Source organism: Streptomyces sp. DT190 (assembly GCF_049846985.1).
In the GTDB taxonomy this organism is placed as follows: domain Bacteria; phylum Actinomycetota; class Actinomycetes; order Streptomycetales; family Streptomycetaceae; genus Streptomyces.
Genome location: NZ_JBNCNM010000002.1, coordinates 343,570 through 360,613 on the forward strand (window position 1 = coordinate 343,570; position 17,044 = coordinate 360,613).

Annotated in this window: 12 protein-coding genes; 7 read left to right on the top strand and 5 right to left on the bottom strand. The window is 75.6% G+C overall.

All coding sequences use genetic code 11. The features are described 5' to 3' along the window. Positions 1–31: 31 nt before the first annotated feature. Positions 32–1,843: a VWA domain-containing protein gene (locus tag ACPXCS_RS05025; RefSeq protein ID WP_425944149.1), complete on the bottom strand. Its 1,812-nt coding sequence runs from the start codon at positions 1,841–1,843 to the stop codon at positions 32–34. A 280-nt stretch (positions 1,844–2,123) separates the two neighbouring features. On the opposite strand from ACPXCS_RS05025, the gene ACPXCS_RS05030 reads away from it, so the two are divergent. Then, positions 2,124–4,202, top strand: coding sequence for a PhoX family protein (locus ACPXCS_RS05030; protein WP_425944147.1), 2,079 nt, complete (start codon positions 2,124–2,126; stop codon positions 4,200–4,202). 62 nt (positions 4,203–4,264) lie between these two features. Here the strand turns inward: ACPXCS_RS05030 and ACPXCS_RS05035 are convergent, their stop codons facing one another. Next, the gene (locus ACPXCS_RS05035; protein ID WP_425944145.1) at positions 4,265–5,266 is read right to left on the bottom strand and encodes an endonuclease/exonuclease/phosphatase family protein; all 1,002 of its coding nucleotides are present in this window, start codon (positions 5,264–5,266) and stop codon (positions 4,265–4,267) included. 44 nt (positions 5,267–5,310) lie between these two features. Further along, complete coding sequence (locus ACPXCS_RS05040; protein ID WP_425944143.1) at positions 5,311–6,138, bottom strand: alpha/beta fold hydrolase; 828 nt, start codon at positions 6,136–6,138, stop codon at positions 5,311–5,313. An 88-nt stretch (positions 6,139–6,226) separates the two neighbouring features. On the opposite strand from ACPXCS_RS05040, the gene ACPXCS_RS05045 reads away from it, so the two are divergent. Further along, positions 6,227–7,579, top strand: a complete 1,353-nt coding sequence (locus ACPXCS_RS05045; protein WP_425944141.1) for a PLP-dependent aminotransferase family protein — start codon at positions 6,227–6,229, stop codon at positions 7,577–7,579. Here the strand turns inward: ACPXCS_RS05045 and ACPXCS_RS05050 are convergent. Together ACPXCS_RS05050 and ACPXCS_RS05055 are read right to left on the bottom strand one after the other, a co-directional pair. Next, positions 7,476–8,444 carry a hypothetical protein gene (locus tag ACPXCS_RS05050; protein WP_425944139.1) on the bottom strand — a complete coding sequence of 323 codons (969 nt, stop codon included), beginning with the start codon at positions 8,442–8,444 and terminating at the stop codon, positions 7,476–7,478. The genes ACPXCS_RS05045 and ACPXCS_RS05050 overlap by 104 nt on opposite strands. Positions 8,445–9,155: 711 nt before the next feature. Continuing rightward, positions 9,156–9,596, bottom strand: coding sequence for a hypothetical protein (locus tag ACPXCS_RS05055; protein ID WP_425944137.1), 441 nt, complete (start codon positions 9,594–9,596; stop codon positions 9,156–9,158). A 121-nt stretch (positions 9,597–9,717) separates the two neighbouring features. Here ACPXCS_RS05055 and ACPXCS_RS05060 point away from each other — a divergent pair, with 121 nt between their 5' ends. The 5 genes from ACPXCS_RS05060 (at position 9,718) to ACPXCS_RS05080 (ending at position 16,862) form a co-directional block, all read left to right on the top strand. Next, positions 9,718–10,926 (top strand): PP2C family protein-serine/threonine phosphatase, encoded by a 1,209-nt coding sequence (locus ACPXCS_RS05060; RefSeq protein WP_425944135.1) that lies wholly within the window; start codon positions 9,718–9,720, stop codon positions 10,924–10,926. A 216-nt stretch (positions 10,927–11,142) separates the two neighbouring features. Beyond that, positions 11,143–12,204: a hypothetical protein gene (locus ACPXCS_RS05065; RefSeq protein WP_425944133.1), complete on the top strand. Its 1,062-nt coding sequence runs from the start codon at positions 11,143–11,145 to the stop codon at positions 12,202–12,204. 107 nt (positions 12,205–12,311) lie between these two features. After that, positions 12,312–12,665: a hypothetical protein gene (locus tag ACPXCS_RS05070; protein WP_425944131.1), complete on the top strand. Its 354-nt coding sequence runs from the start codon at positions 12,312–12,314 to the stop codon at positions 12,663–12,665. A 4-nt stretch (positions 12,666–12,669) separates the two neighbouring features. After that, a complete protein-coding gene (locus tag ACPXCS_RS05075; RefSeq protein WP_425944129.1) occupies positions 12,670–15,432 on the top strand; it encodes a substrate-binding domain-containing protein in 2,763 nt (920 codons plus the stop codon). Further along, positions 15,429–16,862 carry an extracellular solute-binding protein gene (locus ACPXCS_RS05080; RefSeq protein WP_425944127.1) on the top strand — a complete coding sequence of 478 codons (1,434 nt, stop codon included), beginning with the start codon at positions 15,429–15,431 and terminating at the stop codon, positions 16,860–16,862. The genes ACPXCS_RS05075 and ACPXCS_RS05080 overlap by 4 nt, the downstream gene beginning before the upstream one ends. Positions 16,863–17,044 lie beyond the last annotated feature (182 nt).

Genomic DNA, 17,044 nt, shown 5'->3' on the forward strand with positions numbered 1-17,044 from the left:
CCCCCCGGGTTGCCGCTGGGTGTGCCGAGGTCTACGGGCGCCAGTGCGCGAGGACGCCCTCGTAGAGCTCCTTGTCCGTGAGCTCGCGGGGGGTCTCGCCGGCGAGGAAGTGGGACTTGTTGGGGGTCTTGAGCTTGCGGAGGTAGTCGAAGGCCTTGTTCTCCGGGTCACCGAAGGCGACGAAGGAGAAGAAGACGGCCGGGTGGGACTCGGCCGCGTCCGTGAGGGCCTGGGTCGCGGGGGTCTTGGCGTCGGGGGCGCCGTCGGTCTGGAAGACCACCAGGGCGGGGGTGCCGGGGGTGTCCGCGGTCACCTTGTCGTGGTGGCCGAGGACCGCCTCGACGGCCGCGTGGTAGCTGGTGCGGCCCATGCGGCCGAGGGAGGCGTGCAGGGTGTCGATCTTGTTCTCGTGGTCGGCGAGGGTGATCTCGCCGGTGCCGTCGAGTTCGGTGGAGAAGAAGACGACGGGGACGGCGGCCTCGGGGTCGAGGTGGGCGGCGAGGGCGAGGGTCTGCTCGGCGAGGGCCTGGGCGGAGCCGTCCTTGTAGTACGGGCGCATGGAGGCGGAGCGGTCCAGGACGAGGTAGACCTTGGCGCGGGTGCCGGTGAGGTCGTGGGTCTTGAGGGCGGTGGCCGCTGCGCGGTAGGCGGTGGCCAGGCCGGGGGCGGTGTTCTTGAGCTGGGCGAGGGTGAGGGCGGGCTTGGCCTCGGGGCCGGGCTGCTCGGCCTCGGGCTGCTCGGCCTCGGGCTGCTCGGCCTCGGGCTGCTCGGCCTCGGCTTCGCCTTCGGCCGTGTCGTCGTTCCCACCCGCACCACCCGTGCGGCTCTCGTCACCGGGTGCGGGTGGCCCCTGTGGGGCCTTCTCGTCGTCGGCGGCCGCGGGCTCGGACGCCGGTTCCGGTGCGGTTTCCGTTTCCGCTTCCGCTTCCGTTTCCGCTTCCGTTTCCGGTTCCGGTTCGGCGGGCGTCTCGGGCGCCGGCTCGGCTTCCGCCTTCGGCTCGTCCGTGGGCGCGGGCGCGGACTCGGGCTCGGGCTGGGGCTCCGCGTCCGTGACCGCGGGCTTCTCGGCTTCCGCCGACTCCTCGGTGGCGGCGGGCGTCGCCTCCGCGGCCTTGGGCTCCGTGGCCTGGGGCTCTTCCTCGGCCACGGGCGTCGTGGCCTTCGCCTCTTCGGCGGCCTCCGGCGTCGTGGCCTCCGGCTCCTCGGCGGCGGGCGTCTCCTCGGCCTTCGGCGTCTCCGTCTCCGCCGCCGCCTCGGTGTCCGCCGGCTCCTCGGCGGGCTCCTCGACAGCCTCCGGCTTCTCCGCGACCGGCTCCGGCTTCACAGCCCCCGTTTCCTCCGCAGCCTCCGGCTTCACAGCCCCCGGTTCCTCCGCAGGCGCCGGCTTCACAGCCTCCGGTTCCTCCGCAGGCTCCGGCTTCGCCGCGGCCGGCTCCTCGACAGGCTCCGCCTTCACGGCTTCCGGTTCCTCAACCCGCTCCGGCTTCGCGGGCTCCGGGGCCTCGGCACGCTCCTGGTCCGCGTCCGTCGGCTTCTCCGCCGGCTCGGGCTCCGGCGTCGTCGGGGTGGCCGTGGCCTCCTCCGAGCGGGCCGGGCGGGGGACCGAGACCTTGTCGAACGCCGCCGAGACCAGGTCGTGTTCGTCGCGGGGCTCGGGGACCGTCGCCGTGGGGGTGGGGTCGGGTTCCGGGGAGGGGGTCGGGGACGGGACCCGGGCCGGGACGGCCTCCGTGGGGGTGGGCTCGGCCGGTGCCTCCGTCGTGGGCGCCGCACCCTCCGCCTCGGCGGTCCGTGACTTGCGGGACCGTCCGAACGCGTTCCGCAACCGAGTGAGAATGCCCATGTGCGCGCAACCCTTCGCGTGAGTTGAAGCCCGTCAATCCCTGGCCAGGACGGACACGTAAGGTTAGCGGCCCTCCTGGGTGATCTTGGGCAGGGTCTGCTACGCGGGATTCTCGCTGTCAAGGGGAACATCCGGCCTGCTCAGGTGTCGCCGGGCTGAAGGAGTGCAACCCCCGTACGGCAGCCACGGGTTCACTCGTTGTTCATCGGGGCGCCCGGCTCCCGCACATATGTGCCCCTACGGTCACGCTGACACCCAGGGCATCCAAGGAGAGAGCAAAGTGCGCAAGCTGCTGCCGTTGATCGGAACGCCGTCCGATTCGCATCCTGGCGGCCGGTCCGCCATGACCTGTCGTTTCCGGTGTGGTGACGCCTGCTTCCACGAGGTGCCCAACACCAGCTCCAACGAGTACGTCGGCGATGTGATCGCCGGGGCCCTCAGCCGCCGTTCGATGATGCGCGCCGCGGCCGTGGTGACCGTGGCCGCCGCGGGCGCGGGGGCCGTGGGTGTCGCGCAGGCCCCGCAGGCCGCCGCCGTCCCGGCGGCAGCCGCCCGGGAGGCCGCGCGCAGCAAATCCAAGGGCGCACGCGGCCTGCGCTTCGCGCCCGTCGCGCCCAACACCGCCGACGCCGTGACCGTGCCGGACGGCTACCGGCAGAACGTCGTCATCCGCTGGGGCGAGCCCATCCTGCGCGGCGCTCCCGCCTTCGACCCGGAGAAGCAGACCGCCAAGGCCCAGGCGGGGCAGTTCGGGTACAACTGCGACTTCCTCGCGCTCCTGCCGCTGCCGGGCGAGCGGGGCCGGCAGCTGCTCGTCGCCAACCACGAGTACACCGACGAGGTACTCATGTTCCGCGGCTACGACGCCGCCAACCCGACCCGTGAGCAGGTCGAGATCGCCTGGGCCGCGCACGGGCTGTCCGCCGTCGTCGTGGAGGAGGACCGCAGGAGCGGCCGGCTCACCGCCGTCTCCCGGCACCAGCTCAACCGGCGCGTCACCGCCACCACCGAGTTCCGGCTGACGGGCCCCGTCGCCGGCTCCGAACTGGTGAAGACCTCCGCCGACCCGAGCGGCACGAAGGTGTACGGCACCCTCAACAACTGCTCGGGCGGTGTCACGCCGTGGGGCACCACCCTGCACGGCGAGGAGAACTTCAACCAGTACTTCGCCAACAGCAGCCGCGCGACGGACAAGCGCTACGGCATCGGGACCGGGGCCACCGAGCGCAAGTGGGAGCGGTTCGACAAGCGGTTCGACGTCGCCCAGGAGCCCAACGAGGTGCACCGGTTCGGGTACGTCGTCGAGTTCGACCCCTACGACCCGTCCTCGACGCCCCGCAAGCACACCGCGCTCGGGCGGTTCAAGCACGAGGCCGCGACCGTGCGGCTCACGCACGACGGCCGGCCCGTCGTGTACTCCGGCGACGACGAGCGGTTCGACTACTTCTACAAGTTCGTCAGCAGCAAGCGGATGAAGCGCGGCACCTCGCGGGCCGTGCGCGAGCACAACCTGTCGCTGCTCGACGAGGGCACCCTGTACGTCGCCAAGCTCACCGGCGACTCCCCGGCCATCGAGATCGACGGCACCGGCAAGCTCCCGAACGACGGCGAGTTCGACGGCAGTGGCCAGTGGATCCCGCTGGCCACGGCCACCGCCAAGGGCGCCGTCTCGCACGTCGAGGGCATGACCGCCGAGGAGGTGTTCGTCTTCACGCGGCTGGCCGGCGACAAGGTGGGCGCCACGAAGATGGACCGGCCCGAGGACATCGAGCCCAACCCGGTCACGGGCAAGGTGTACGTCGCCCTGACCAACAACTCCAACCGCGGCGTCGGCTCCAACCCCAAGGCGGACGAGGCCAACCCGCGCCACGCCAACAAGCACGGGCACGTCCTGGAGCTCACCGAGCGCTGGAACCGGCCGGAGAGCACCGCGTTCGCCTGGTCGCTGTTCCTCGTCGCGGGAGACCCGGAGGACCCGGCGACCTACTTCGCGGGCTTCCCGAAGGAGGGCGTCAGCCCCATCTCCTGCCCGGACAACGTCGCCTTCGACCCCCACGGCAACCTGTGGATCTCCACCGACGGCGCCCAGCTCGGCTCGCACGACGGCCTGTTCGGCGTGGCGACCCGGGGCGAGCGGCGCGGTGAGCTCAAGCAGTTCCTGACCGTGCCGAAGGGCGCCGAGACCTGCGGTCCGATCATCCAGGAGCGGCGCGTCCTGGTCGCCGTGCAGCACCCGGGCGAGATCGACGGCGCGTCCGTGGAGAAGCCCGCCAGCACCTGGCCCGACGGGCCCGGCACGTACGTCCGCCCGGCCGTCGTGTCCGTGTGGCGCGCCGACGGCTGCGACATCGGCGTCTGACCGGGGCACCACCCGGGCCGGGGAGAACGAGGGGGGCGTCCGCGGGGCGCCCCCCTTCCCCGTCACCGGGTGCCGTGCAGCGTCAGGTCCGTGACCACCGCCCGGTGGTCGGTGTCCGCCAGGTCCAGGATCCGGGTGCGGTCGGCCGCGAAGTCCCGGGAGAGCAGCACGTGGTCGATCTGCACGCCGAAGGTGGGCGCCGTCGGGGCCGGCCAGGTGGCCGTGCGGTCGGCGCCGTCCAGGCGGGAGGCGTCGCGCAGCCCCGTGTCGAGGATGCGGCGGAAGGCCGCGTGGTCCTGGGAGGCGTTGAAGTCACCGGCCAGGATCAGCGGGGTGCCGCGGTCGGCCGCGGCCGCCTCGCGCAGGGCCCCCAGCTCGCGCCGCCACAGGTCCACCTGGCCGGGCAGCGGGGGCATCGGGTGGGCGAGCTGCAGCCGGACGGCGTGCCCGTCCACGTCGGCGACCGCCCCGGGCATGCCCATCGTGCCGCGGACGCCCGCCGTCGGGGTCAGCGGGAAGCGGCTGAGGATGACCGAGCCCTCGGAACCGCCGCCCTCGACGGCCCGGCGGTGCGGGAAGTCCCGCGTGAGGTCCGACCTCAGCCGCGCGTCGCAGGCGTGGTCGCACTCCTGGACGAAGACGATGTCCGGCTTCTCGCGGCGGACCGCCCCCACCAGGGCAGCGGTGCCCTGGCCGAACTCCACGTTGGAGGTGAGCACGCGCAGCTCGGCGACCGGGCGGCCCGCGGGGTCGTCGGTCGTGCCGTACGGCTCGATGTACCAGGCCAGCAGACCGAGCAGGAGCACGCCCCAGACCGTGCCGGTCCACCAGCGGGCCAGCAACGTCAGCAGCAGGGCGAGGGCGGTGGGGACGAGCAGCCAGGGGAAGAAGGCCAGGAACTGGGTCACGGGGGTGAGGCCGTCGCTGTCGGCGGCCCGGAAGCCCACGACCACGCTGACCGCCGCGCACAGCAGGCCGGCGCACCAGGCGGCGAGGCGCCGCCCGGGCGGGCGGCGCTCCGGCCCGTCGTCGGTGGCGGTCCACTCGGCTGCGGCGGTGTCCAAGGCCCGGCCTTCCGTTCGCGGGGGGCGGATGCCCGAATCCTCCCTCAAGGACGGGGTGGGGCGGAGGAAGGTTGCCGTTCGTCGACGCGGGCCAGGAACTCGCCCAGGATCCTGTCGAAGACCTCGGGGCGTTCCAGGTTCGGCAGGTGGGCGGCGCCCTCGACGACGTGCAGCGTGGCGTCGGGCAGGGCGGTGTGCAGGGCGCGGGCCTCGGAGACGGGCGTGTAGGTGTCGTCGGCGCCCACGACGACCAGGGCCGGGACGCGCACGCGGGGCAGCAGGGGCCGGTGGTCCCGGCGCCGGGCGCGGGCACGCAGGGCCGCGGCGGCGCCCTCGGGGGAGGTGGCCGTCATCATGCCGTGGACGTGGGCCTTGACCGCGGCGGACGCGTACGGGGCGACCATCCGCTCCAGGACCTCGTCGGCGTAGCCGCGCAGCCCCTCGGCGAGCAGGCGGTCCGCCATGGCGTCGCGGGCGCGGACGCCCTCGGGGCTCTCCGGGGCGGCGGAGGTGTCGGCGAGGACCAGGCCGCGGACGCGCTCGGGGAACAGGTGGTGGCACTCCATGACGATCTGGCCGCCCATGGACAGGCCCGCCAGGACGCAGGACTCCACGCCCAGTTCGTCCAGCAGGGCCTCGATGTCCCGGGCGAACCCGGAGAAGTCCGGGACGGCCGGGGTGACCGGGGAGGCGCCGTAACCGCGCAGGTCGGGGACGATGACACGGCGGGCGGCCGCGAACGTCTCCAGCTGCGGGGCCCACATGGTGCGGTCGAAGGGGTGTCCGTGGACGAGGACCAGGGGAGTCGGGGGGACAAGGGACTGCCCGGGGGATGTGGGTCCTTTGTCCTCGTATGCGAGGAAGGGTGCCATGCAGCGACCCTAGGCGGGCTCAACTACTCGGTGCAATAGGATCTTTGCTCTCGGTGCAATCCGAGGGGAGCGAGGGGGAGACCGACCGATGGGTGACTACCGGCGGATCGCGGACCGGATAGCCGACGACATCGCCAGCGGGCGGCTCAAGCCCGGCCAACGGCTGCCGCCGCAAAGGGCGTTCGCCCGGCGCCGGGGGATCGCCCCGTCGACGGCCGGGCGGGTGTACGGCGAACTCGTGCGGCGCGGGCTGGTCGTCGGGGAGGTCGGGCGCGGCACCTTCGTCCGGGCCGCGCCGGACCGGCCGGCGGGGCGGGCGCTCGTCGAGTCCGTCGAGGCCGCCGCCCCGGTGAACCTGGAGCTCAACTACCCCTCCGCGCCCGGCCAGCCGGAGCTGCTCGCGCCCGTCCTCGCCCCGCTGCTGCGTCCCGACCTGCTGGCCGGGGCGCTGTTACCGGCGCCCGCCACCGGCACGCCGCAGGCCCGGGAGGCCGCCGCCGGGCTGCTCGCCACCCCGGGCTGGCGCCCCGGCCCCGAGCGGCTGCTGTTCACCGGCAACGCCCGCCAGGCCATCGCCGCCGTGCTGGCCTCCCTGGTCCGGCCGGGCGGCCGGGTCGGCGTGGAGCAGCTGACGTATCCGCTGGTCAAGGAGATCGCGGCGCGGCTCGGCATCACGCTGGTGCCGCTCGCCGGCGACGCGGCCGGGCTGCTGCCCGAGGCCGTCGCCGCCGCCCACCGCACGGCCCCGCTGTCCGCCCTGTACGTGCAGCCGACGCTGCACAATCCGACGTCCCTGACGACGAGCGGGCCCCGGCTGCGGCAGCTCGCCCGCCTGGTGCGGGAGCTGGACCTCCCGGTCGTGGAGGACCGCATCTGGTCGTTCCTGGACGAGCCCGGTGCCGGTGTCCCCCTCGCCGCGCACGCCCCGGCGCTCACCCATGTCGTCGACGGGCTCTCCAAGCGGGTCGCCCCCGGGCTCACCGTCGGCTTCCTCGTCGTTCCGCCGCACCGGGCCGAAGCCGTGGCCCACGCCGTGCGGTCGGGCGGCTGGGGCGCGGGGCGGTTCGCGCTGGAGGCGGCCGTGCGGTGGGTCGCGGAGGGCACGGTGGCGCGGCTGGTGGAGGCCAAGCGGGCGGACGCCGGGCGGCGCCAGCGGATCCTCGCCGAGGAGCTCGCGGGGTACGCCGTACGGTCCGACCCGCGTGCCTACTTCGCCTGGTGGGAGCTGCCCCCGCCGTGGCGGGCCGACACCTTCACGGCCGCCGCGGCGGCGCACGGCATCGCCGTCACGCCCGGGCCCGCCTTCGCGGTCGCGCCCGGGCACACGCCGGACGCGGTCAGGCTCGGGCTCGCGTCGGCTCCGGAGCCGGATCTGCGGCGGGCCCTGCGGACCCTCGCGCACGTCGCCGCGCGGCGATCCGGGGACCGTAGCGGCCCGTGAGCCACGCGCCGAGCGCCACCGCGAGGCCGAGGGCGCACAGCAGCCAGGAGACCGTGCGCAGGGTGGCCGTCAGGGCGTCGTAGACCGCGCCCGAGGCCGGGCCCCGCAGGGCGTCGGGAAGGTCGGCCAGGGTGAGGCGGCGGCCGATCGCCACGGCGAGGACGAGCAGCGCCCCGCCCAGGGCCGTGCCCAGGCCGAGGGCGGTGAGCGCGCGGCGCCGGCACGCGGCGACGGCGATCCCGGCGACGGCGAAGGAGGCCGCGGCGAGCGGCAGCCAGAAGGCGGCGGCGTCCAGCACGTGGTACCCCTCGCGCAGTCGGTCCACGTCGCCGGCCCCGAGCACCGGGACGCGGGTGTGCGTGACCGGGATGCGGTGGGCGAACGGCACGTGGTCCTCGATGAGTCGCTGTCTGACCCGGTCGACCACGGGGGCGAGGTCGACGGTGACCGGGGCGGCCGGCGCGTCGGTGCGCAGGGCGCGCAGCACGGCGGTGTGGACGGCCCGGTTCGAGGCGTCCCAGGCCGTGGCGAACGCCTCGGTCCGGGTGAACGAGCGGGCCGCGTCGTGCACGAAGGGCCCGGCCTCGGCGCCGCGCAGGGGCCCGGTGCGGAGTTCGGGTCCGGCCGCGCGCAGGACGCCGTCCCCGAGGGCGTCGGCTGCCGCGCGCCGCACGGCGGGGTCGGCGGCGAGCGGCGCCATCGTCCGCACGTAGCGGCCGGTGTCGGCCGGCCCGTGCGTCGCCCAGGCGGCCAGCGCGCCGAACGGCAGGAGCAGGCACGCGAGGGTGAGCAGAACGCCCGACAGGACGTTCCGCGCTCGTGAGGGCGCCACCGCGGGTGCGGGCGCCCGATCCGGTCCGGGCACCCTCCCAGCCAAACCGCGGCGAGCGCGGGCTGCGAGCGGGGGGACTGCATCCGGGCCCCCGCACGCCCCCGAACGGACGCCCCGCCGGTGACATGCCGCCCGGCGTGGGCGGCCGGGGACCCGGGGCTGGCGGGTGCGGCCGGGGACCCGGGGCTGGCGGGTGCGGCCGGGGACGCGGGGCTGGCGGGTGCGGTCGGGGACGCGGGGCTGGCGGGTGCGGTCGGGGACGCGGGGCTGGCGGGTGCGGCCGGGCACCCAGGCCCGGCGGGGGCGGTCGGTGACCCGGGGCTGGCGGGGGCGGCCGGGGACTCGGGCCCGTGCGAGGGCGGCCGGGCACCCGGGCCTGGCGGGTGCGGCCGGGGACCCGGGGCTGGCGTGACCCGGGCCCGGCGGGGGCGGCCGGGGACCCGGGGGGAGAGGACCGGTTCCCGCACCGTGCGCCGGCGACGGGTGTCCCGGAGACCGGACCTGGCAGCCACACCGGGCATGCCCCCGGCCGCCCGGCCAAAGGGCCGTCCCGGCGAGGGTTCCGGTCGGCTCGGCAGGACCTCGGCCAACCGGCCCCGCCGACCCGTCCGGCCGTCCTGGCAGGGAGCGGCCACCGTCTCCGCACCCCGGCCGCCCCGGCAGGGCACGCGGCTCCGAACCCGCGCGTGGACCGGCCGTCTCAGCCGGGGTGGCCGGGGTGGGCGGGACGGGCTGCGTGGATCGTCAGGTCACGCGGTGGCCCGCCGCGTCCTCGCGGGTGTAGTAGCGGTAGAACATCGTCACAAGCACGCCCACCCCGGCCGCCAGGCCCAGGCCCGCGGACTTCAGGACGGACTCGCCGGACTGGCTGACGAGGAAGCCGATCGCGCAGCCCGTGAAGGCGAACCAGGCCAGGGCGTGCAGTTCGCGGCGCAGCCGGGGGGACAGTCGCCACACGGCGGCGAACAGCACCGCGAAGACCAGCGCGGTGACGAAGCCGAACAGCAGGTTCCAGCCCGTGATGGACCCGCCGTGCCGCTGGTTGGCCGCGGCCCAGAAGCCGTAGATCAGCCCGAGCGCGACGGGCAGTACCACCGCCGCGGCCGCGTGGGTCCGGGCGCTGAGGATGTCGGGCCTGCGCCGGGGCCTGGTCATCCCGCGTGAGGCGGGTGCCGCGTGAGCCATGAGAGCTCTCCTCTCTGTCCCTGCCCTGGCTTCCAGGGCACACCGGCGCGCACCCGGAGGCAAGTCGGCGGACGGCACCCGACCGGATGCGGCCCGCCCGGGCCCGTGTTTCGCTGGGCCCGTGAGGCGCCACCGCGGGGGCCACGGCCCGCTCGACCGGTACCCGGGTGCCGGTGACGGGTACACCGGGGCCGGCGGCCGGGACCCCGTGCGGCGGCAGGAACTGCTGCGGCTGCGCGGCCACCGGGTGGCCTGGCTGCCACCGCTGGTGCTGCTCGTCGCCATCGCCGTGGCGGACTACCACACCACCGGCGAGTTCCGCATGATCTCCTGGATCGTGCTGGTGCCCGGCATCGCCGCCGCGATCTGCGGGGTGTGGGGCACGGCCCTGTTCGCCCTCGCGTCGCTGGTGACGTACGTCCTCGTGGACGGCGCCTGGCCGCACGAGTACCAGGCCGGACTCGCCGACTTCGTCCTCGTCGCCCTCGGCGGCACCCTCGCCACCCTGGCCTGCGTGATCCGGGTCCGCGAGGAGCAGCGCGTGCTGCGCATGGGCGACGTCACCGAGACCATCCGCCGCACGGTGCTGCGCCCGCTGCCACCGGGCTGGGGCGGCCTCGACCACGCCGGGGTCTACCTCACCGCCGACGCCGAGGCCCGCGTCGGCGGCGACTTCTACGACATCCAGCCCGGCCCGCACGGCACCCGCGTCCTGGTCGGGGACGTGCAGGGCAAGGGCCTCGGAGCGGTGGAGGCGGCGGCCGCGCTGCTCGGCACGTTCCGCGAGGCCGCGTACCACGAGGCCGACCTCAGGACCGTCGCCGGACGGCTGGAGACGCGGATGATCCGGCACCGCGGGCACACGGTCGCCCTGGGCCGCTCCGACGGCGACCGGTTCGCCACGGCCGTCCTGCTCGGCTTCCCCGACGACGACCCCGGGGCGGTGGACGTCCTGGTGTTCGGGCACGAGCCGCCGCTCGCGGTCGGGCCGGGCGGCGTGCGGGCCCTGCCGGCCGGGGCCGGACTGCCGCTGGGCTTCGGGGACCTCGCGCCCGGGCCGCCCGGGGCCCGGCGGGTGCGGGTGGCCGCCGACGAGACGCTGCTGCTGGTCACGGACGGCGTGACGGAGGCCCGGGACGCCACCGGGGCGTTCTACGCGCTCGCCCGCGAGGTGGCCCGGGCCGTCGCCGAGGACCCGAGCGCGGCCGAGCCGGCCCGGCTGGCCGCCCTGGTGCGGGACGGCACCCTGCGGCACTGCGGCGGTCGTCTCGCCGACGACACCACGATCTTCACGGTCCGCCGCCGTCGCGCAGCGGCCCGGAGAGGCTGACGGGAGTGCCGTGAGGGGTGCTGGGGGGTGCCGGGGAGTACGGGGTGCGGGTCTCGTCGTGGCCGGTCGCGCAGTTCCCCGCGCCCCCAGGGGCGACGCACCGCTCCGGGGCCGGGGCGAAGCACCCGAAGGCGGGCGTTTGCGGTCCTGAGGCCCTCCTTTGCAGCCGCAGCGGTTACGGTGCTGCCGTACGTGATCGACACAGGGGGAGGGACGATGCCCGGAACCGTGCTGCTGCTGGCGGCCTCGCCGGTGGGCAAGGGGCGCCTGGTCGACGCCGCCTCCGTGCTCCCCGTCCTGGCCGCCGTGCCGCCCGCCGTGCTGTCCGGCACGGACACCGCGAACGTCGTCGAACTCGCCGACCCGCTGGACCCGCAGGCCGTCCTCACCCGGCTGCGCGCCGCCGCGGCGGCTCCCGGCCCGCTCACCGTCTACGTCACCGGGCAGCTCCAGCTGGACCGCCGCCAGCGCCTGCCCCACCTGGCGCTGGCCCGCACCACCCCCTCCACCGCCCGCTACACCGCCTTCCCCTGGCACTGGTTCCGGGAGGAACTGCGGCTCAGACCGGCCGGGGCCACCACCCTCCTGCTCGACCTGCACGCCGACGCCGAGACCTGGGCGGCGCTGCGCGCCACCCCGCTGGACGCCGGGCGCGGCAACGCCGTTCACGGTCGCATCGCACCGCCCCCGTCCCGGCGCACGGTCGCCGCACCCGCGTACATGAAGGCCGTCGCGACGATCCTGCGCAGCGGATTCAGGCCCCCCGCCGAGCAGTTGCACCAGCAGGCCCTGGCCCGCATCGCCCCCGAGAGCGCGGGCACGGACCTGGTCCTGAACACCCCCGGCCCGTCGGCGGGGGATCCGCACGCCGCCATCACGGCCGCCGTGCAGTCCGGCCGGCACGCCGAGGCGGACGCGCTCGCCGCCCGGCACGAGCAGGCCGCCGTCGCCGCGCACGGGCCGGCCTCCGAGGAGGCCCTGCACTGGGCCGAGGTACGGGCCGACCTGGCGATGTTCGCCGGGGACGCGGCGCGCAGCTGCCGCACCTGGCTGACGGTCGCCACCGCCCGGCTCAACGCCGGACAGGCGCCCGACTCCCCCGCCGTCGAGGCCGCCGCCGACCGGGCCCACCACCAGTGGGGCCAGGTCGGCGACCCCGCCGGTGCCCGCGAACTGGGGGCGGCCCTGGCCGTGTTGCGCGGGCGGGTGCCGGGCCGGCGCGAGGGGGCGCTGGACCATGTGCAGCGCCAGTTGCGGCAGTTGCAGACACAGGGCTGAGCACGCGCACGCCGTGTGCGCCTGGCGTGAAGGGGGCGTGCAGTCACCTGCCCGGGTCACGTCACGGGTCTGCCGCCGGGGCCTGACCCGGTGTCATGATGGCGGTCATGGCAGAGGGGGACCATGTGGCTGTCTCAGGCGTACGCGTTCGGCTGGGTGACGGCGCGACCGCGGACGATGTCAGAGCCCTGAAGGCGTGGCTGGAGCGGGACGAGCCGCTGGAGGAACTGATCTCCGGCGAGCAGCTGCGCATCGAGGAGCGGACCAGGACGGACGGGCAGAAGGGCCGCCTGGGGCCCGACATCGAACTCGTGCTGCAACTGCTCAGTGACGTGGCGACGGTCGTGGCGCTGACCGAGTACACCAACCGGGCCGTGAAGACCTGGAAGAACAACCGCCGCAGGCTCCAGGGCGGCGAACCCGACACGGAGATACGCCCACTGGGCCCCGACGGGGAGTAGTCCGGTGAGCCGCTTCGACCCGCGCGGCAGACGGAACAGGGCGCTGCTGGTCGGCGTGTCCGAGTACGACCACACGACACCGGATCCGCAGGGCGTGTCGGGCCAGCTCCCCGCCGTGCTCCACAACCGCAGGACCCTGGAGGACGCGCTGCACCGGGGCGGGGTGTTCCGCGCGGGCGAGATCAGGGTGCTGCCCTCGCCGGCCCCCGACGACTTCACGGGTGAGCTGCGCCGCGCCGTCCGCGAGACCGAGGGCCTGCTGCTGCTCTACTTCGCCGGGCACGCCGTCGTCACCGACACCTCCACCCACAAGCTGCACCTCCAGATGCGCACCGCGCGGGTGGTGGCGGGCGAGGAGCTGCCCGGCGCGGTGAGCTTCGCGGGGGTGCTGGGCGAGCTCTGCGCTCCCGAGAGCCGCGCCGAGAAGGTGCTGGTGATCCTGGACTGCTGCTACGCGGGCAACGCGGCGGCGATCTGGCACCGCTTCGAGGCCCCGCAGGAGAGCAAGGAGAAGATCCTCCTCCTGATGAGCGTGCAGCCCAACCGCTGCATCCTGGGCGGGGACGCGGACGTCGCGACGCCCTTCACGCGGGAGCTGGCGCGCGTCCTCGACGGGGGCGGGGAGGTGTGGCTGTCCAAGCTGTATCCCGCGGTGAAGCAGCGGATGGCCGAGGCGGGGTACGAGGCGGAGGACAACGACCGGCAGAAACCGCAGGCGCTGGCGCCGCCGTGGAACCCGGACGCGGACGTACTGCTGGCCGCGGGGCCCGTCCCCACACCGCCCACCGTCCCCACATCGCCCACCGTCCCCACGTCGCCCACAGTCCCCACATCGCCCACCGTCCCGGGACCGCCCACCGTCCCGGGACCGCATGCCGCCCCGGCACCGCATGCCGACCCGGCATCGCGTGCCGGCCACCCGCCGCCTGCCGTCCCCTTACCGTCCGCCGTTCCCTTACCGTCCGCCGTTCCCTTACCGTCCGCGATCCCCGCACCCGCGCCCGCCCCCGCCCCTTTGCCGGGGCGCCCCACGCCCCACCCGCACCGGCCCCGCCCGCGCGAGCGCCTCCGGGCCGTGGCCGACCGGCTCGGCCGGACCGCGCTGACCCTGCTGCTGGCCCTGCTCGCCAGCGGCGCCGGCGGTTACGGCCTCTTCGTCCTGATCCGGGACTCCGGCCCCTGCGCGCCCTCCCTCGAACTGCGCGTGCTCACCGATCCCGACCTGGAACCGGCGATGCGGGCGGCCGCCGACGCCTACGTCACCTCGGCCGCCAACACCACCGGCGACGGCTGCCGGCGCAGCGGCGTCACCGTCAACAGCGCGGGCGCCGCCGCCGTGGTGACCGCGCTCGGCGAGCGGACCGACGCCTGGCAGCAGCCGCGCGAGGACGACAACCCGCAGCGGGACATCGGCCCGCAGCCGGACGTGTGGATCCCCGCCACCCGCGCCGACGCCGACCGGGTCAACGCGGCCGCGGCCCGTGAGGAGCGCGTCTTCGCCCGGCTGGAACCGGCGGCCGGACCGATCGCGTACTCGCCGGTCGTGCTGGCCGTCCCGAAGGCCCTCGACGCCGGTCTCGAACCCACCGGACAGTCGCTGCCGGAGCTGGTCGCCGCCCTCGAACGGGCCGATGCCGGGGCCGAACTGCGCCGCCCCGACCCGGAGTTCACCGGTGCGGCGCTGCTGGCGACGCTGGGGCTGCAGGGCGAGAAGGCCGACGCGCGCCGTGCCGAGCAGTACCTCACCCGGGCCGGGCGGCCCGAGCCGTCGGCCGTGCGGCTGCTGTGCGCCCTGCCCGGCGACGACGCCGTGGACGACCGCAGCGCGGCGCTGGTGCCGGAGTTCCTGCTGAAGAGCGGCGTGGGCTGTCATCCGGCCACCCGTGCCCCCCGGGTCGCCGCCTACCCCGAGGACGTGCCCGGTCTGGAGCCGGCGTTCGTGCGGGTGCGCTGGGAGGACGGCGACCGGGACGCCGAGGCGCGGGACGAGGCGGTGGACCGTTTCCGCACCTGGCTGACCGGCGAGGGCGGCCTGGCGGTCCTCGGCGAGCACGGCTTCCGGTCCGCGACCGGCGAGCGCCGTCTGCTCGGCACCCGGCAGGTCCCCGAGGGCCTCACCGAGTCCGTCCGCCCCGCGAAACCGGCCTCGCCCGAGGCCATGGAGAAGGCACTGCAGCGCTACGCCGACGCGCACGGCCCCGGCCGGGTGCTGTACCTGCTCGACAGCTCCGGCTCCATGGCCGGCCGGTGGGACGGGCCCAGTGGCGGCCCCGGCATCCTGAAGCAGACCCTGCCGGGGCTCGGCGGGGAGGACGAGTACGGCGTGTGGGCCGTGCACGGCGTCGGCGGCCGCACGCACACCGGGCTGCTGCCCTTCTCCACGCACGAGCGGGCCGCGGCCGAACAGGCCCTCGACGGCGGCCGGTGGCGGGACGCCGAGGCCGACCCGGCCGCCGCCCTGGGGGACGCCCTCACGTACATGGAGCGGCGCGGCGCCGGCGACGAACGGCCGCAGCTGATCGTGTACCTCACCGACGGCGAGGACGACACCCGCCTGGCCGGCCGGGCGCTGGAGGACCTGCTCGACCGGGCCGGCGGCGCGGGCGTCCCGGTGGTCATGGTGTCCCTGAACAGCGCCGGCTGCGACCGGGGCCGCCCCGCCACCCGGATCGCCGAGGCCGCCCGGGGCCGCTGCCTGGACGCCGGGGACGACCTCGTGCCGGCCCTGCACGACGAGGTCGCCCGCACCGGAAGGGGAGAGCCATGACAGCCGCCCGCACACCCAGAGGCCCGGGCGGCGCGGGCCCGGCCCGCCGCCTGGCGGCCGCCGCCCTGGCGCTGCTGTCCCTGCTCGCGCTCGTCTCCTGCACCGGCGACGACGCGCGGGAGCAGCCGCCGGGCGCCGACCCGCCCCGGATCGTCGTCGCCAGCGGCCAGGACGTCACCGGCAAGAACGGCATCCGCCAGCAGCTCATCGACGCCTGGAACGCGCGGGAGGGCGAGCACGGCTACCGGGCCCGCCTGGTCGAACTGCCCGGCTCCGCCGACCAGCAGCGCAGCCAGCTGCTCGGCGCGCTGCAGTCCGGCAGCGCCCAGTACGACGTGGTCAACCTGGACGTGACGTGGATCCCGGAGTTCGCCGCCGCCGGCCTGATCCGCCCGCTGACCGGGGCGGCGGTGAAGGCGCCCGGCGACATCATCCCGTCCGTCGACGCGACGTCGTTCTGGGACGGCGAGCGGTACGCGGTCCCCTTCAACAGCGACGTGGGCCTGCTGTACTACCGCAAGGACCACCTGCGTGACGCCGGCGCCTCCCGGACCGAACTGAGCGGCGGGCTGACCTGGGCCGAACTGCGGACCCTGATCGACGCCGTCAACGACCGCAGCAGGCCGCCGCGCTACGAGGACGGCTGGACCACCCAGCTCGCCGCCTACGAGGGCCGCACGGTCAACGCGGTCGAGGCCTTCGCGTCGGCCGTGCCGGGCTTCGAGCTGACCGACGGGGACGGGCGGTACGCCACCGACGCGGCGCAGCTGACGGCCGGCGTCACCGAACTGCGCGAGCGCACGGCACCGCCGTACATGCTGGCCGACGCCTCCGCGTCCCGCGAGGCCGAGTCGCTCAGCGCCTTCGCCGAGGGCCGCACCACCTTCCTGCGGCACTGGCCGTACGTCTACCCGGTGCTGTACGAGCGGTTCAAAGAAGACCTCGGTGTGACCCGGCTGCCCGGCAAGGCGGTGCTCGGCGGGCAGAACCTGGCCGTCACCTCGTCGACGTCCGAGCGGCGGGCCGCCAAGGCCGCCGAGCTGATCGCGTTCCTGACCGACCCGGACAGCGAGCGCTGCCTGCTGCGCGCCGGGTTCGCGGCGACCCGCACCTCCTCCTACCAGGACGGCGGCGGCTCCCCGGTGTGCCGGCACGCCTCCGCGTACACCGCGAGCCCTTCGGCGTCCCCGACCGGCGAGAGCGCCGAGCTGAAGGCGCCCGACCGGTTCGCCGAGGGCGTGAGCTACTCCCGGGACATCCTGTTCCCCGCCCTGCGGGGCGCGGTGCAGCGCCCGCGCACGCCCCTGTACGGGGCCGTCACCCGGACCCTCGTCACCGAACTGGACGCCCTGTACGGGCCCGGGCGGCCGGGGGCCGCGGAGGTGGCGCGGAACCTCGACGAGGCGTTGCGCGAGCTCCTGCCCGGCTGAGATTCCGCCCGGTGTGCGCGGCGCGAAGGCGGGCACACGTGATCGGGCATGAGTGTGTGCGGGCTGTGCCCCGCCCGAGGGAAGGACGAGGCGTGCCCGGTGTCGCCGGCCTCCTGCGGAGGAGAATGACCGTCGTATCGCTCCGGGCACGACGGACGGTGGGAGGGGCCGTACAGCCCGCC

Bases quoted from the DNA above. Each gene is read 5' to 3' on its own strand.
- ACPXCS_RS05045 (WP_425944141.1), top strand. From the start codon at position 6,227: ATGGGTGACTACCGGCGGATCGCGGACCGGATAGCCGACGACATCGCC.
- ACPXCS_RS05040 (WP_425944143.1), bottom strand. From the start codon at position 6,138: ATGGCACCCTTCCTCGCATACGAGGACAAAGGACCCACATCCCCCGGG.
- ACPXCS_RS05055 (WP_425944137.1), bottom strand. From the start codon at position 9,596: ATGGCTCACGCGGCACCCGCCTCACGCGGGATGACCAGGCCCCGGCGC.
- ACPXCS_RS05070 (WP_425944131.1), top strand. From the start codon at position 12,312: ATGGCAGAGGGGGACCATGTGGCTGTCTCAGGCGTACGCGTTCGGCTG.
- ACPXCS_RS05025 (WP_425944149.1), bottom strand. From the start codon at position 1,843: ATGGGCATTCTCACTCGGTTGCGGAACGCGTTCGGACGGTCCCGCAAG.
- ACPXCS_RS05080 (WP_425944127.1), top strand. From the start codon at position 15,429: ATGACAGCCGCCCGCACACCCAGAGGCCCGGGCGGCGCGGGCCCGGCC.
- ACPXCS_RS05065 (WP_425944133.1), top strand. From the start codon at position 11,143: ATGCCCGGAACCGTGCTGCTGCTGGCGGCCTCGCCGGTGGGCAAGGGG.